This window comes from Prevotella sp. 885 (assembly GCF_002265625.1).
In the GTDB taxonomy this organism is placed as follows: domain Bacteria; phylum Bacteroidota; class Bacteroidia; order Bacteroidales; family Bacteroidaceae; genus Prevotella.
This window is the reverse complement of sequence record NZ_NOVE01000020.1, coordinates 21,909-36,526: the sequence shown is the minus strand read 5'-3', so window position 1 is coordinate 36,526 and position 14,618 is coordinate 21,909. Positions and strand designations below refer to the sequence as shown.

General features: G+C 47.7%; 13 protein-coding genes. 6 read left to right on the top strand and 7 right to left on the bottom strand.

The window, feature by feature from the left end; all coding sequences use genetic code 11:
* Positions 1–47: 47 nt before the first annotated feature.
* Positions 48–1,520, top strand: coding sequence for a glycoside hydrolase family 10 protein (locus CHL74_RS07840; protein WP_094880610.1), 1,473 nt, complete (start codon positions 48–50; stop codon positions 1,518–1,520).
* A 123-nt stretch (positions 1,521–1,643) separates the two neighbouring features.
* Here the strand turns inward: CHL74_RS07840 and CHL74_RS15775 are convergent, their stop codons facing one another.
* From CHL74_RS15775 to CHL74_RS07830, 4 genes are all read right to left on the bottom strand, one after another.
* The gene (locus CHL74_RS15775; protein WP_176452201.1) at positions 1,644–1,820 is read right to left on the bottom strand and encodes a hypothetical protein; all 177 of its coding nucleotides are present in this window, start codon (positions 1,818–1,820) and stop codon (positions 1,644–1,646) included.
* A 149-nt stretch (positions 1,821–1,969) separates the two neighbouring features.
* Entirely contained in the window at positions 1,970–2,272 is a 303-nt protein-coding gene (locus tag CHL74_RS15530) for a hypothetical protein (RefSeq protein WP_141241267.1), read from the bottom strand.
* A 184-nt stretch (positions 2,273–2,456) separates the two neighbouring features.
* Positions 2,457–4,022, bottom strand: a complete 1,566-nt coding sequence (locus CHL74_RS07835; protein ID WP_094880609.1) for a hypothetical protein — start codon at positions 4,020–4,022, stop codon at positions 2,457–2,459.
* A 71-nt stretch (positions 4,023–4,093) separates the two neighbouring features.
* Positions 4,094–4,537 carry a hypothetical protein gene (locus CHL74_RS07830; protein ID WP_094880630.1) on the bottom strand — a complete coding sequence of 148 codons (444 nt, stop codon included), beginning with the start codon at positions 4,535–4,537 and terminating at the stop codon, positions 4,094–4,096.
* A 248-nt stretch (positions 4,538–4,785) separates the two neighbouring features.
* Here CHL74_RS07830 and galE point away from each other — a divergent pair, with 248 nt between their 5' ends.
* Positions 4,786–5,823 carry a UDP-glucose 4-epimerase GalE gene (galE, locus tag CHL74_RS07825; protein WP_094880608.1) on the top strand — a complete coding sequence of 346 codons (1,038 nt, stop codon included), beginning with the start codon at positions 4,786–4,788 and terminating at the stop codon, positions 5,821–5,823.
* A gap of 119 nt (positions 5,824–5,942) precedes the next feature.
* Here the strand turns inward: galE and CHL74_RS07820 are convergent, their stop codons facing one another.
* On the bottom strand, positions 5,943–7,391 hold the full coding sequence (locus tag CHL74_RS07820) for an aminoacyl-histidine dipeptidase (RefSeq protein WP_094880607.1): 1,449 nt from the start codon (positions 7,389–7,391) through the stop codon (positions 5,943–5,945).
* 257 nt (positions 7,392–7,648) lie between these two features.
* On the opposite strand from CHL74_RS07820, the gene CHL74_RS07815 reads away from it, so the two are divergent.
* The 4 genes from CHL74_RS07815 (at position 7,649) to CHL74_RS07800 (ending at position 10,971) form a co-directional block, all read left to right on the top strand.
* A complete protein-coding gene (locus tag CHL74_RS07815) occupies positions 7,649–7,843 on the top strand; it encodes a hypothetical protein (protein WP_094880606.1) in 195 nt (64 codons plus the stop codon).
* Between the two features lie 26 nt (positions 7,844–7,869).
* Positions 7,870–8,493 (top strand): OmpH family outer membrane protein, encoded by a 624-nt coding sequence (locus CHL74_RS07810; RefSeq protein WP_094880605.1) that lies wholly within the window; start codon positions 7,870–7,872, stop codon positions 8,491–8,493.
* A gap of 184 nt (positions 8,494–8,677) precedes the next feature.
* A complete protein-coding gene (gene nth / locus CHL74_RS07805; protein WP_094880604.1) occupies positions 8,678–9,325 on the top strand; it encodes an endonuclease III in 648 nt (215 codons plus the stop codon).
* Positions 9,326–9,351: 26 nt separating this feature from the next.
* On the top strand, positions 9,352–10,971 hold the full coding sequence (locus tag CHL74_RS07800; RefSeq protein ID WP_094880603.1) for a ComEC/Rec2 family competence protein: 1,620 nt from the start codon (positions 9,352–9,354) through the stop codon (positions 10,969–10,971).
* Positions 10,972–11,002: 31 nt separating this feature from the next.
* Here the strand turns inward: CHL74_RS07800 and CHL74_RS07795 are convergent, their stop codons facing one another.
* Both CHL74_RS07795 and uvrA read right to left on the bottom strand, forming a co-directional pair.
* Positions 11,003–11,734, bottom strand: coding sequence for an ABC transporter ATP-binding protein (locus CHL74_RS07795; RefSeq protein WP_094880602.1), 732 nt, complete (start codon positions 11,732–11,734; stop codon positions 11,003–11,005).
* 24 nt (positions 11,735–11,758) lie between these two features.
* Entirely contained in the window at positions 11,759–14,584 is a 2,826-nt protein-coding gene (uvrA, locus tag CHL74_RS07790; protein WP_094880629.1) for an excinuclease ABC subunit UvrA, read from the bottom strand.
* Positions 14,585–14,618 lie beyond the last annotated feature (34 nt).

Below are 14,618 nucleotides of genomic sequence, written 5' to 3'. Positions count from 1 at the left end.
TGATTAGAAAGACCATATCGAGAGTTCTCCTTCTTGTGGCGCTGTTTATGATCAGCATAGCCGTAAAGGCTGCGTCTGACAGTTATGTGCCGAAGAAGAGAGAGTTTCGCGGGGCTTGGATACAATGCGTAAACGGACAGTTCATCGGAATGTCCACACAGAAGATGCAGCAGACACTTACCTATCAGCTCGACGAGCTGCAGAAGGACGGCGTCAACGCTATCTTCTTTCAGGTCAGGGCAGAGTGTGATGCGCTGTATAAGAGCGACATCGAACCGTGGAGCCGCTTCCTTACAGGACAGCAAGGAAAGGCTCCGTCGCCTTACTGGGATCCGCTGCAATGGATGATTGAGCAATGTCACAAGCGTGGCATGGAGCTGCATGCATGGATTAATCCGTATCGTGCCAAGACAAAGACCACGTCAGCTTTAGACCCAAAGCATGTGGCGATGAAGCATCCGGGATGGGTGTTCCCTTATGACGGACTCTTCATCCTCAATCCCGGACTGCCCGAGAACCGCGACTACATCTGCCGCGTGGTAGGCGATATCGTGGAGCGTTACGATGTGGACGGCATACACATGGACGACTATTTTTATCCTTATCCCGTCAAAGGACTTAACATTCCCGATGACAAGGAGTATGCTCTCTACAACAACGGCATACGCGACCGTGGCGACTGGCGACGCGACAACGTCAACGTCTTCATAAAGCAGGTTTCAGAGCACATACATGCACTGAAGCCTTGGGTGAAGTTCGGCGTATCGCCGTTCGGCATTTATCGCAACAAGCGTCCTGGTGTGGAGATAGGCAGCAATACTAACGGCACCCAGAACTATGACGACCTCTACGCAGACGTACTTCTTTGGGTGAACAACGGATGGGTGGATTATAATGTGCCGCAGATATATTGGCAGATTGGTCATAAGGCAGCCGACTATAAGACGCTCATTGAATGGTGGAACCGTTATGCTTCTGCACGCCCGCTGTTTATCGGCGAGGATGTGGAGCGCACGGCTAAGTTTGCTGACGTGGACAATCCTAAGATCAATCAGATGCCGGCTAAGTATGCTCTGCATTCCAGTCTTCCAAATGTTGACGGCACCGTTCTTTGGTATGCCAAGGCTGCTGTTGATAATGTAGGCAATTATGGAACCATGCTGCGCCAGAAATACTGGCGTTATCCTGCTCTCCAGCCACGCATGCCGTTCATTGACGGTGGCGCACCGAAGAAGCCCAAGAAGCTCAAGCCGATATGGACCGAAGACGGACTCATCCTCTTCTGGACAAAGCCGAAGGGAAAGAAATGGAATGATGAGGTAAAGAAGTATGTGGTTTATCGTTTCTCGCCGGGCGAGAAGGTCAACATTGAGAATCCCGCAAGAATAGTGGCAATAACCTCAGACGAATTCATCAAGCTGCCTTTCGTAGACGGCAGTACACGCTACACTTACGTGGTGACCGCTCTCGACCGTCTCAGCAATGAGAGCACGGGAGCGAAGAAGAAGATAAAGCTGTAAGCGAACGGCAGAAAAGTATAATAAACAATACGTCCTGCAAAGGTCAAAAGGTATCATAACGAGATGCCTTTGCCTTTGCAGGACGTTTCTTTTGTCATCTTAATGTATCATGCTGAAGTCTGTTTATCGTTTTGCTTTCAAATAGGGTATGGCCATCAGTATGGCGTATAGAATCATTGCTGTTAAGCCGAAAGCTATTTTATTGTTAATAGTATTATTGGCGAATGTGGCACCGTAAAGGCATGCGGACATTGCTAAAAATACAGATGAAACCATTGATAATAATCTGATTTTTCTCATAGCAACTATTCTTCTTATAGGTGTATGATGCTAAAAGTCAGGCTCGTCCTGGCCGATTCCCAGGTCCTCGTCATCAAATCCGCAATCTTCTTCTTCATCCCAGTTATGTTTGCTACGATGTCCATAGTTATACTTACTCATAATTTCAATTATTTAAAAGGGTTAATATTTCTGCAAAATGCTGTTTTACTATGACCAGTATAGTATTTATCGCCAACCTGATAAGAGTTGCAAACTTCTCCATATCGAAAGAATTGCTTTACACTTTGCCAGTTTGCTTTCCATGCTTTGTCAAAAGCCTTCTTCTTACAACCGTCTGCACGGTGGCATGAACGGAAGCATGGATTGGTAACAACGTCAGGCTTATGCCCAAATACGAATATTGTTGTGCCTATTGCCATGAAAGCTGCTGTGCCTCCTACAACGTATAATACTTTCTTTGTTTTTGTCATTTTCTCATATTCAAACCAGGGATGTTTACTGGTCTTGAATGCAAAGTTAGTGGTAAGGTGTGAAAAATATGTGTGGAAAAATAACAAAAAAAGCCAGAAACTTACTATATGTGATATTAGTAAGTTTCTGGTAGTAAGTAGTAGGTTTCTGATAGTAAGTAGTAAGTTTGCGACTTACTTTCCGTCATAAATCTTTAGCGATTCTGTTTAGTCCGATCCACATTTTATCGGTAAAGAAGCGTATTGCTGTTTTGTTTTTAGCTACGTTTCCCTTAAGTGTAAATTTTTTTTCCACAAAATCTTCCATATATTTTTGTAGGTCGCTAATTTCTCGCATACCCAATACAGCATCAGCGCTGATATCGCTTCCTCTTGTGTAATTATATATTTTACTTTTGATTTTTTTTTCTGTAATACATAAAGAGGTTAGTGCGTCGTAATAGGCTTTGTATTCCCATCTTTTTGTAAGACATGTGCTGTGTAAAGCGAAATATCCTGCAAACACACAGGCTTTAAACGCCAGATCTTCGTCAATCTCAACCTTTTTCCCATCTTTCTTCACTGCCTGTGTTTCTTGCACGCACTTTTTTATTAATACAGGTATGGTTTTAAAGAAATCAATGATCTTGCCTCGCATTTCTTCTTTACATGGCATAGAGCACCAAGCTTTTTCGTTGTCAGTCTGTATTTGGGGTTCGCATATAGCAGTAGTTGGAGCCGCTTCTTTTTGAGGTGCTGGCAAGGTACGGTAAGTCTGAGTAGCATGTTCGATAAACTCAAGAAATTGTTGGTCTGTAACTTCGTTTTGGCAAAAGCAGAAATTCTCTCCAAGCCAATCGCCTTTTGTTAAAAATGAGAAGAAATCCTTAATAATTGGATACGATTCCATTTTTTGACGAGCGAAATCCCTTAGCCTATTTAAAACCACAGGAAGAAGTTCTTTGTTTTTTGCATATTGGTCTAATCTGCAAACGATATCGTGAAAAGAACTCAAAAAATCAAAACTCGTCGCTTCAAATATTTTGCCTTCTCTATAATAATCTTTAATGTAATTGAATCTGTCAGAGGCTTCGTTCATTACATCCTCTATTTCCTTCTCAGGAGTTGCAGTTTCGTTAAGATACGTCTGTATAGCATCCAATCTTATGTCATAAGTGCTATTTATTAATTCACAATATTCGGCATCGTTCACAGTCTCACCGTCGTAACAATCTACAGCTTCGATTATTTCATTTTCCGCTTCTGTAAATATATTTTCCATACGCACAATGTGGGCACAGGTCTTTGAGGCGAAGGAATAATCTATATCATATTCGTATATTGTGCTTTTAAACTGATTGTTATCTTCATGCCTGATGCTTTCTTTCAACTCGCTTTTTGCATAATCGCTACAGTTTAGATGCTCAATAATAAAATCTGCAACGTTGGGAGATATGGCAGATGTCATTATTTCGTACAGCTCTGTTGTGGTTAAGTGACAGTTTGGCAAGGTGTCCGAATCCTGAGATAGTATAAGTTGCTCTTGACGTCTAAGTTCGTCAATTCTACATATAATATAACTCATAGGTTCCAGAAATTCAATGCCTAAATCAAGCAAAGGGAGTAGTTTAGTTGCTTCTTTTTCATCTGAGGACATGATGTCTTGCCTCAACTGTCGAAGAAATTTCTCTTGTTTGTTATTGTTTTGATTAGAAAATACAGCTCCTTTTATTCTTTGGATATAAAATGGTAGGTTCAGTTTATTGTTCATATTCCGTAATAATATAAAAGCGACGCTTTAAGATAGTTAAAGCGCCGCTATATGAGAATGATTTCAATACTTTATTCCTCCTTCATCAGCGAATCGAAGAAGGAGTCGAGGTCGGTGTCGAGACCTTCCATGAGGTCCTTGCCTATGATGATGGTGTCGTCGTCAGCGAGATACAGTTCGGCGATGCCTTCCTTCTCGTCGTTCTCAAGTACGAAGCTGTAAGGCTTGAGTATTCCGAGATTATCGAGAGTTTTCGACATTGAGGCGAATGTAGTGGTGAGGATGTCATGCACGCTTTCGTAGAAGTCCTCGTCGTTGTTTCCAATCCACTGTTCAACGACACAGCGTGTTATCTCCTTGTCGTCATCGTCGAACGCTACCATTTCGCCGCTTTCCTGCGAGACGCGCACGTGTATGTCAGTAACAAGTGACGTTTCTTCGTTAAGCGGAAATTTTTGGGCTATTTTCTTCAGAAAACGCTCAATCTGCTGTGTTGTCTGTTCAGAGGCTTTCATCATTTATGTTTTTTGATTGGTTTTTAGAATATTACTTTCAATTGCAAACTTACATAAAATCTTCCGATTAATAGCCTGTTTTCCTGAAAAAGTTGATATTTACCTATAGCGTATCATGTAAAAAAACACTCATTTGCTTGTCATAACCGATTTATAGTATTACTTTTGTATCATAAAATAGCGCATTGGCGTTAATAATATAGTCATTTTACAATATTATAAACATTAATATAATAAAACTTGAGAAAATGAAACAGACAATCTTGGTTACGGGTGGTACCGGATTTATCGGTTCACACACCACTGTAGAGCTTATCGAAGCTGGTTACAAGGTAGTGATTGTTGACGACCTCTCCAATTCGAAGATTGAGGTTCTTGACGGTATTGAGAAGATAACAGGCGTGCGTCCTGCTTTCGAGAAGGTGGACCTTCGTGACAAGGAAGCTACTGAGAACGTGTTCAAGAAATATCCTGAGATCGAGGGTATCATCCATTTCGCTGCATCCAAGGCTGTCGGCGAGAGTGTGCAGAAGCCGCTGCTCTACTATCGCAACAACATCGTTTCACTCGTAAATCTTCTGGAGCTTATGCCGCAGTACGGCGTAAAGGGCATCATATTCTCTTCAAGCTGCACCGTTTACGGTCAGCCGAAGCCTGAGAACCTCCCCGTTACAGAGGACTGTCCTCATCAGAAGGCCACATCTCCTTACGGCAACACTAAGGAGATAAACGAGCAGATCATTGCTGACTACATCCACAGCGGTGCTGCCATCAAGAGCGTCATTCTGCGCTATTTCAATCCGATCGGTGCCCATCCCTCTGCCGAAATCGGCGAACTTCCTAACGGAGTGCCCAACAACCTTATTCCCTACGTCACTCAGACCGCTATGGGCATCCGCAAGGAGCTGACCATCTTCGGCAATGACTATAACACACCTGACGGTACATGTATCCGCGACTACATCTATGTAGTTGACCTCGCAAAGGCTCATGTGGCTGCTATGCGTCGCGTGCTCGACGAGGATACTGATGCTGTGGAGTACTTCAACATCGGTACCGGCAACGGTAACTCTACACTGGAGATCGTTGAGACCTTCGAGAAGGCCACTGGCGTTAAGCTCAACTGGAAGTACGGTCCGCGTCGTGAGGGCGATATCGAGAAGATTTGGGGTAACGTAGACAAGGCTAACAAGGTGCTCGGCTGGAAGGCTGAGGCTAAGCTTGAGGATGTGCTCCGCTCTGCATGGAAGTGGCAGGAGAAGCTTCGCAAGGACGGAGTGATGTAATTCTGATACTTAAAAGACGTCCGAGACGTCAATGAGATAAAACTAAAAAGGGAAGTCTGAGCCTTGCGGTTCGGACTTCCCTTTTTTAGTATATTATTTATTTAGAAGCTTCTCTGTTATTACAGGTTCTTCATGATGTCGAGCAGGTGATCCCAAACCATCTGTACGGTCGGGATGTGCAGACGCTCGTCTGGTGTGTGAACGTCACGGAGAGTAGGACCGAACGAAACCATGTCGAGGTTCGGATAGCGCTCTGAGAACAGACCGCACTCCAGACCAGCGTGGATGCCCTTAACGATAGGTTCCTTGCCGAAGAGCTTCTTGTAAGACTCAACAGCCACCTTTGTGAGCTTGCTGTCCGGATTCATCTTCCATGCGGGATAGCCGTCGCTCATCTTAACTTCAGCACCAGCCAGCTCAAACACAGCCTTGATGGTGTTGGTCTCGTTCTCGAGGTTGCTCATTACGTTAGAGCGCTGTGATGCCACGATGTTGATTTCGTTCTCAGAAGTGATTACGCTTGCTACGTTGTTGGATGTCTCCACCATCCATGCGAGAGCCTCGTCCTGACACATTGCGAATACGCCGTTGTCGATGGCCTGCATACAGCGGATAAAGCGTGTTGAGCAATCCTTGGCGATAACTGTCTCAGCGTCTGTGCTCTCAAGACCGAACTCCATTGCTGTGTCAGTTACGTGGAACTCTTCTTCTACGTTAGCTGTGAAGATGTTCCAGTCTACGCGTACTGTCTCTTTCTCGTTAGCAGGAACTGCGAATACGATGATGCCGTCACGAGGAATGGCGTTGTGGAGCTTGCCTGAGTTGAACTGAGCCAGACGGAGGTCCATCTTGTCCTGCTCCATGTAGAGGAAGCGAGAGAGAATCTTGATGGCGTTGGCACGCTTCTTATTGATGTCGTCGCCAGAGTGACCGCCCTTCAGACCCTTGATGGAAGCCTTGAGGAAGAAGTAGCCGGCAGGAGCCTCTTCGCGCTCGAAGGTGAACTTGGCGCTTGTGGTCTTGCCACCGGCGCAAGAGATGAAGATCTGACCCTCGTCCTCAGAGTCGAGGTTGACGAGCATGTCGCCCTTCATAAATCCTGCCTTCATGCCCATAGCACCAGTAAGGCTGGTCTCCTCGTCGCGTGTGAACACACACTCCAGCGGACCGTGCTCGATGTCGTCGCTGTCGAGGATGGCAAGCTCGATGGCACATCCGATGCCGTCGTCAGCACCGAGAGTGGTGCCCTTAGCTTTGAGCCACTCACCGTCTACGTAAGTCTGAATAGAGTCCTTGAAGAAGTCGATGTCTACGTCTACGAGTTTGTCGCACACCATGTCCATGTGGCTCTGGAGAATAAGCGTAGGCGCATTCTCGTGACCCTTAGTGGCGGGCTTGCGGATGATTACGTTACCGGTCTCGTCGGTTACGGTCTCAAATCCGTGTTTCTTACCAAAGTCCTGTAAGTACTCAATCATGCGCTCCTCGTGCTTTGACGGGCGCGGAATTTTGTTGATTTCAGCAAACTGCTCGAACACGCGAGCAGGTTTCAATTCGCAATTACTCATTTTTCTTTAAATTTCTTTATGTTATAAGTACAATAATCTGAATTTTCGATAATTTATTTTGTCATGCGGCTGATTTGCATTACCTTTGCATTAGCTTCATGAGAGCGGGTCTGATGCTGTTCCTTGTATAGAGGGAGGCATTTCCGTCTTTATCTTGCATTGATAATGCAAAGATAATGGAAAAGTGGAGACAAAACAAAATTAGTTGACTTATTTTAATTATTAAGTCATATTAGAAAGTTAAAAACGTTTAAGCGATGATAAAACTTCTTCTCTTGACATTATTAATAGTGGCAGTTTCTGTCGCTCTGTTGTCCGTGAAGGTGATAATCCGAAAGAACGGAAAGTTCTCTTCACAGCATGTCCATGACAATCCGGGACTGCGCAAGCAGGGCATCCACTGTGTGATGGATCAGGATCGTGAGGCACGCGAGAAGAACCGTGCATATTAGAAAAACAAGAAAACAATTATAAAAAAATGAACAAGAAAATCAGTTTCGGTACAATGGCGATTGCTGCTCTTGCAGCTTTCTCAATGTCGTCATGCGACAAGTCGAAGGCTCAGGTGGACGAGAAGCCCGCAGCAGAACAGCCCGCAGCTACACAGACAAAGATAGCATACGTAGAGGTGGACAGCATCATGTCTCAGTATAAGTTCTGCAAGGACTATTCGTTGATTCTTCAGAAGAAGGGACAGAACATCCAGAACACTCTCGCACAGAAGCAGCAGCAGCTCGAGGCAGCAGCAGCTAACTTCCAGCAGAAGGTACAGCAGAACGCTTACACACGTGAGCAGGCACAGGCCATCCAGTCTCAGCTCCAGAGACAGAACGCTGACCTCCAGTCACTCAACCAGCGTCTGAGCGGTGAGTTCCAGCAGGAGACAGAGAGCTATAACAAAGCTCTTCGCGACTCTATCCAGCACTTCCTTGCCGTATACAACAAGGACAAGAAGTACACTCTCATCCTCTCTAAGGCAGGTGACAACATCCTCTATGCTGACAAGGCTCACGACATCACCAACGAGGTTGTCGCTGGTCTGAACAAGGCTTACAAGCCCGCTGCCACAACAGAGAAGGCTAAGGACGCTAAGAAGAAGTAAGAGAAAGGTGGTTCCTTAATATATAAGAATATATAAGGGACAAATGAATAATTATGTTGAAGGCGTGTCGGAACGTATAGACTTATGTTTATATGTTCTGCCACGCCTTCTTTTTTAAGTAAGCCTGTCATTTCTTTTGCCCATACCATTTATTTTTGTAATTTTACAGCCTAAACAAATGGTTATGACAAAGAAGGAATTATACGCTCGTGTGCTTTCGTACTTTCGCGAACTGCATCCCGAAGTGACCACTGAACTTGAGTTCGGCTCCGTGTTTCAGCTGCTTGTCGCTGTTGTGCTTAGCGCCCAATGCACGGACAAGCGCGTCAATATGGTCACGCCCGATCTGTTCGCTCATTATCCTGACGCACGCTCAATGGCTGAGGCTGACGAGGCAGAGATTTACGAATATGTAAAGAGCGTCAGCTATCCCAATGCCAAGGCTCGCCACCTTGTCGATTTGTCGCGTATGATTGTGGCAGACTATGGCGGAGAGGTGCCGGAAGATTTCGATAGTCTACTGCGTCTGCCTGGCGTAGGACGCAAGACAGCCAATGTGATGCAGGCTGTGGCTTTCGGACAGGCAGCTATGCCCGTCGACACGCATGTCTTCCGTGTAAGTCATCGTCTCGGACTCGTCCCCGCTTCTGCTGACACGCCTCTCAAGGTGGAGACCCAGCTAAAGAAGCATATTCCGGCTGACAGTCTGTCACGTGCCCATCATTGGTTGCTCCTGCATGGTCGTTATGTCTGCACAAGCCGAAAGCCTCATTGCAAGGACTGTCCCTTCGACAGTTTCTGCCCTAAGCGACTTGAAGGATCGAAACTATAAGAATACCATAATAAAGATAACAGCTAATGATAACTAACGGACGTGTACAGCTTTGGCCCTTCCTGCGTGTGGCTTTTTTCCTTGTCGTGGGAGTGCTTATTGGCGATGCCTTGGACTGTCGCGTTCCTTCTTGTGTGTGGATGTGGGCGTACGTGGCTTTGCTTTCCGCGTTTGTCGCATCCTATTTCTTTTTGCGCAAACATCCCATTTTTCAGACTGTTGTGCTTTTTATTATGGTGGTGGCAGGAGGCTTGTGGCGCACCACCTGTTTTCTTGAGGACTATGATGTTTCTTTCTCCGGTAAGCCAGAATCTTATGAGGCTGTAGTGGAAACCCAACCGGTGGAGAAAGAACGTTCTGTAAAGTGTCAGCTTGCGGTGACGAAAGGAAGGCTTGCCGGTCACAGCATCATTGCCTTCTTTCCTAAAAAAGACTATCAGTATGAAGACGATGGCACTGGCGTGGATGCACGTCAGCTTGTCATCGGCGATGGTCTTGTGGTATGTTCGCGCCTGGAAAAGGCGGAGTGGGAGAGGAGAACGGCTGATAAAGGACGTGACAGTCACTTCGATTACGGGCGTTGGCTGAAGGTGCATGACGTGATAGCCCGCACGTATGTCCCCTATGGCAGTTGCGCCCGCAAGGTGCTCAGCCTTAACAGTCTGTCAATGCCGAAACGCCTGTCCATCATGCTCGACCGAGTTCGGCGTAAAGCCATGACCCACCTTGCCGCCTATGGGGTGAGCGACGATGCTTACGCCATAGTGGGAGCGATGACCTTGGGCGATAAGACAGCCCTTTCGGATGCTGCTCGCGAAACCTATTCAGTAGTGGGCGTATCGCACGTGCTCGCTCTTTCCGGTCTTCATCTCGGCATAATATTCATGCTTCTTGCCGCCATTCTCATCCCGTTCGGGTCGTCCATGGGGCGTCTCATAATCGGCAATTTGGTTCTTATTCTGTCCATTTGGGCTTATGCCTTGATGGTGGGCATGTCGTCCAGCATCGTGCGTTCGGCTGTCATGTACACGTGTTTTGCCTTCTTCGGCTTGATGTCAGCCAAACCGCAGTCGCTCAATTCGTTGGGCATAGCAGTCGTGGTGCTCGTCCTTGGCAATCCGATGAGCCTTTGGGACGTAGGCTTTCAGATGTCGTTCCTTGCCGTCTTAGGCATCTTGGCGTTCAACGAGCGCTTCCATTACATCATCAAGCCGCGTTATCTTCAGAGTCATCGCATGGTGGACTGGATATGGACGATGTTAAAGGTGTCGATGGCTGCTCAGGTGATGGTAGCCCCCATCATCATTTATTATTTCGGGCGCTTCTCCTGTTATTTCCTTTTAGCCAACTACATAGCCATCCCTGCCGTCACGCTCATAGTCTATCTGTCGCTCGTTTTCTACATTATGGCGTTCGTCAGCCTGCCGTTCTTTCCGCGTCTGATAGCCTACGTGCTCGACCGTATTGTCGCCGTTCTCAATGCTTCGCTCGACTGGATAGCTACGATTCCGGGCGCCAGCATTGACAACATCAGCTTCAGCGGCACGCAACTCGTCCTTGTTTACGTGGCGATAACCCTCTTCTTCTGCCTCTCTTATTACCTTGAGGACATGTATCGCTCGGCTTATGGCTATAAGATAATGTAGGGGATATTATTATATAATGTATAGACGTTGGCTATACGTTGAAATATTCCTCCAGTTCCTTCTCTGCGCCTCCGTCCTTATTGTCGAGGTCTTTGATGATGACGCCATGCTCCAGAAGAGTGATGCGCGTAGAGATGTCCGTCGTATGCTGCAGGTTATGACTCGAAATAAGTATGGTAGCACCCTCCGTCTTGTTATATTCCACGAGCAGCTTCTTCAGATGGTTCTGACTGCTGGGGTCAAGGAAGTTGAACGGTTCGTCGAGGATGACGAGTTGCGGGCGTGTGAGCAATGCAGCCACGATGCCCACCTTCTGCTTGTTGCCGGCAGAGAAGTCGCGTATATACTTTTTCTGTCCCAATACCTCACCGTTCATAAACATCTCGTATTGGGCTATTTCCTTGTTAACGTCCTCCTTCGACATGCCCGAAACCTTACCCACAAACTCCAGATATTCCTCAGCTGTAAGGAAGTCGATAAGGAAGCTGCTGTCAATGTACGATCCCGTGAAAGGCTTCCATTCCTCGCTCATGGCAGGATTGATGTGTGTCGGTTTTGTGCCGTCCGTCATGTTCGGCGTAAGCAGCACGCTTCCCTCGTCGGCATTCAGAAGGTCGAGAATGAGGCGGAAGAGCGTGGTCTTTCCCGCTCCGTTGTTTCCCACGAGTCCGAGAATCTCTCCGTCATGGATGTCCGCCTTTTCTATGTCCACGGCTGTCTTGGTTCCGAACACCTTCTTAAGGTTTCTTATTTCTATTTTCATTTATTATCTCCTTATTATGTTTGCTTATTTCAAGCCAAGCTCTTCAGCTATGAACCTGCTCGTAAATCCCTTTCCTGTCTTAGCCACTTCCTCCGGTGTGCCTTGCGCCACAAGTTGTCCGCCGCCTATTCCGCCTTCCGGACCTATGTCGATGATGTGGTCAGCCAGTTTTATGACGTCGAGGTTGTGCTCGATGATTACCACCGTATTGCCACGATCCACCAGTTTCTGCACCACGTCCATGAGTATTCGGATGTCCTCGAAGTGCAGACCGGTGGTAGGCTCGTCCAGGATGAAGAGCGTCTTGCCCGTGTCGCGCTTGCTCAGTTCGGTGGCAAGCTTTACGCGCTGGCTCTCGCCTCCGGACAGCGTTGTGGAAGGTTGTCCGAGCTTGATGTATCCCAATCCCACGTCCTGAATGGTCTTTATCTTCTGTAGGATGGCAGGCACGTTCTCGAAGAACTCCACAGCCTGATTGATGGTCATGTCCAGCACGTCGGCAATGCTCTTGCCTTTATAGCGCACCTCCAGAGTCTCGCGGTTATATCGCTTGCCGTGGCAAACCTCACAGGGCACCATCACGTCCGGCAGAAAATTCATCTCTATCGTGCGATAACCGTTGCCCTTGCACGTTTCGCAGCGTCCTCCCTTTACGTTGAAGGAGAAGCGTCCCGGCTTATATCCGCGCACTTTGGCTTCCGGCAGACCCACGAAGAGCGATCGGATGTCGCTGAACACGCCCGTGTAGGTGGCAGGATTTGATCGTGGCGTGCGTCCCAATGGCGACTGGTCGACGTTCACCACCTTATCTATATTGTCTATGCCTTCCACGCTGTCATACGCCATCGGCTTCTTCAGCGAACGATAGAAATGCTGTGAGAGGATGGGCTGGAGCGTTTCGTTGATGAGAGTAGACTTTCCCGAACCGCTGACACCCGTCACCACAATCAGCTCTCCAAGCGGGAAGCTGACGTCCACGTTCTTCAGGTTGTTGCCCTTGGCTCCGCGTATGGTTATTAATTTGCCGTTGCCCTTGCGTCTTTCCTTGGGTACGGCAATGTTGCGTACGCCGTTGAGATATTCGGCTGTTATGGTGTGCGTCTTGAGCATGTCCTTCGGCGTGCCCTGAAACACCACCTCGCCACCCTTGCGTCCTGCCATCGGACCGATGTCGATGATATAGTCGGCGCTGAGCATCATGTCCTTGTCATGCTCCACCACCACCACAGTATTGCCGATATCGCGAAGATCCTTCAGCGAGCGTATCAGGCGTTCGTTGTCTCTTTGGTGCAGACCGATGCTCGGCTCATCCAGAATGTAGAGCACGTTCACGAGTTGCGAACCTATCTGCGTGGCAAGTCTTATTCGTTGGCTCTCGCCTCCGGACAACGTGGCAGACTGTCTGTTGAGCGACAGATAGTCCAGTCCGACATCCAGCAGAAACTTTATGCGTGTGCGAATCTCCTTGAGAATCTCCGTAGCAATGGCTTTCTGGCGTTCGTCCAGATGCTTCTCCGCCTCGTCCAGCCAAGTCATGAGCGCCTTGATGTCCATGTTGGCAAGCTCTGAGATGTTCTTGTCCCAGACACGATAAGAGAGCGACTCCTTGTTGAGCCTCATGCCCTTACATTCCGGACACTGACATACGGCGAGAAACTGGTCAGCCCATTTCTGTCCGCTTGCCGTGTCGTCGTTCTCCATTACGGAGCGCATATACTTTACCACGCCGTCGAACGTTGTGAAGTAGTCGGAAGAGGTGTGAACCAGTTCCTTGTCTATTTTGACAGGTTCAAGCGAACCATAGAGGATTTCGTCGAGCGTGTCCTCCGGAATGTCCTTCACGGGAGTCTTCAGCGTGCATTCCGCCTTCTCCAGTATGGCACCTATCTGCCAGAAAATCATCTGGTTCTTGTATTTTCCCAACGGCACAATGGCTCCCTGATATATGGATAAGGTGTCGTCGGGAATGACCTTCTTCATGTCAATCTCGTTGACGTATCCTAAACCCTTACACTTCGGGCAGGCACCTTCAGGCGAGTTGAATGAGAACATGTTAGGAGCCGGGTCGCGATAACTGAGACCAGTCGTCGGACACATAAGTCGTTTTGAGAAGTTCTTCGCCACACCCGAGTCCTTGTCCAGAATCATAATGAGTCCGTCGCCCTGCCTCATGGCAGTCTCAACGGTCTTTCTGAGTCGGTCTTCGAAGCCCTTGCGCATCTGCATCTTGTCAATCACCACCTCAATGTTGTGGTTCTTGTATCGGTCAGTCTTCATGCCCTGCGTTATCTCCATAATCTCCCCGTCCACACGGGCATAGAGATAACCCTTCCTCCGCAAGCTCTCGAAGAGTTCGCGGTAGTGTCCCTTACGTTGTCTTACGAGAGGAGAGAGGATGTAAATGCGTCGGTCGGCATAGTCGGTCTCAATCATGTTGATGATTTTCTCCTCCGTATACCTCACCATCTTCTCGCCGGTGGCATAGCTGTAAGCCGTGCCCGCACGTGCGAAAAGCAGTCTGAGATAGTCATAAATCTCCGTTGTGGTGCCCACCGTGGACCGTGGATTGCGGTTGGTGGTCTTCTGTTCTATGCTGATGACGGGGCTGAGTCCGGTTATCTTGTCCACGTCCGGACGTTCCATGTCGCCGAGAAAGTTGCGTGCATACGCCGAGAACGTCTCGATGTATCGGCGCTGTCCTTCAGCGTAGATGGTGTCGAACGCCAATGACGACTTGCCCGAACCGCTCAGACCCGTGATGACCGTAAGGCTGCCGCGCGGAATCTCCACGTCGATGTTCTTAAGGTTATGCACACGTGCGCCCCATACGTTTATTTTGCCCTCTTCCATGTCGTTGTTGCTCATATCTCTCATGTGTAAGCTT

Excerpts from the sequence above, each read along its gene's own strand:
- CHL74_RS07830 (WP_094880630.1), bottom strand. The coding sequence starts at position 4,537 with ATGAAAGCCTCTGAACAGACAACACAGCAGATTGAGCGTTTTCTGAAG.
- CHL74_RS07810 (WP_094880605.1), top strand. The coding sequence starts at position 7,870 with ATGAACAAGAAAATCAGTTTCGGTACAATGGCGATTGCTGCTCTTGCA.
- CHL74_RS15530 (WP_141241267.1), bottom strand. The coding sequence starts at position 2,272 with ATGACAAAAACAAAGAAAGTATTATACGTTGTAGGAGGCACAGCAGCT.
- uvrA (WP_094880629.1), bottom strand. The coding sequence starts at position 14,584 with ATGGAAGAGGGCAAAATAAACGTATGGGGCGCACGTGTGCATAACCTT.
- CHL74_RS07835 (WP_094880609.1), bottom strand. The coding sequence starts at position 4,022 with ATGAACAATAAACTGAACCTACCATTTTATATCCAAAGAATAAAAGGA.
- galE (WP_094880608.1), top strand. The coding sequence starts at position 4,786 with ATGAAACAGACAATCTTGGTTACGGGTGGTACCGGATTTATCGGTTCA.
- CHL74_RS07840 (WP_094880610.1), top strand. The coding sequence starts at position 48 with ATGATCAGCATAGCCGTAAAGGCTGCGTCTGACAGTTATGTGCCGAAG.
- CHL74_RS07820 (WP_094880607.1), bottom strand. The coding sequence starts at position 7,391 with ATGAGTAATTGCGAATTGAAACCTGCTCGCGTGTTCGAGCAGTTTGCT.
- nth (WP_094880604.1), top strand. The coding sequence starts at position 8,678 with ATGACAAAGAAGGAATTATACGCTCGTGTGCTTTCGTACTTTCGCGAA.
- CHL74_RS15775 (WP_176452201.1), bottom strand. The coding sequence starts at position 1,820 with ATGAGAAAAATCAGATTATTATCAATGGTTTCATCTGTATTTTTAGCA.
- CHL74_RS07815 (WP_094880606.1), top strand. The coding sequence starts at position 7,649 with ATGATAAAACTTCTTCTCTTGACATTATTAATAGTGGCAGTTTCTGTC.
- CHL74_RS07795 (WP_094880602.1), bottom strand. The coding sequence starts at position 11,734 with ATGAAAATAGAAATAAGAAACCTTAAGAAGGTGTTCGGAACCAAGACA.
- CHL74_RS07800 (WP_094880603.1), top strand. The coding sequence starts at position 9,352 with ATGATAACTAACGGACGTGTACAGCTTTGGCCCTTCCTGCGTGTGGCT.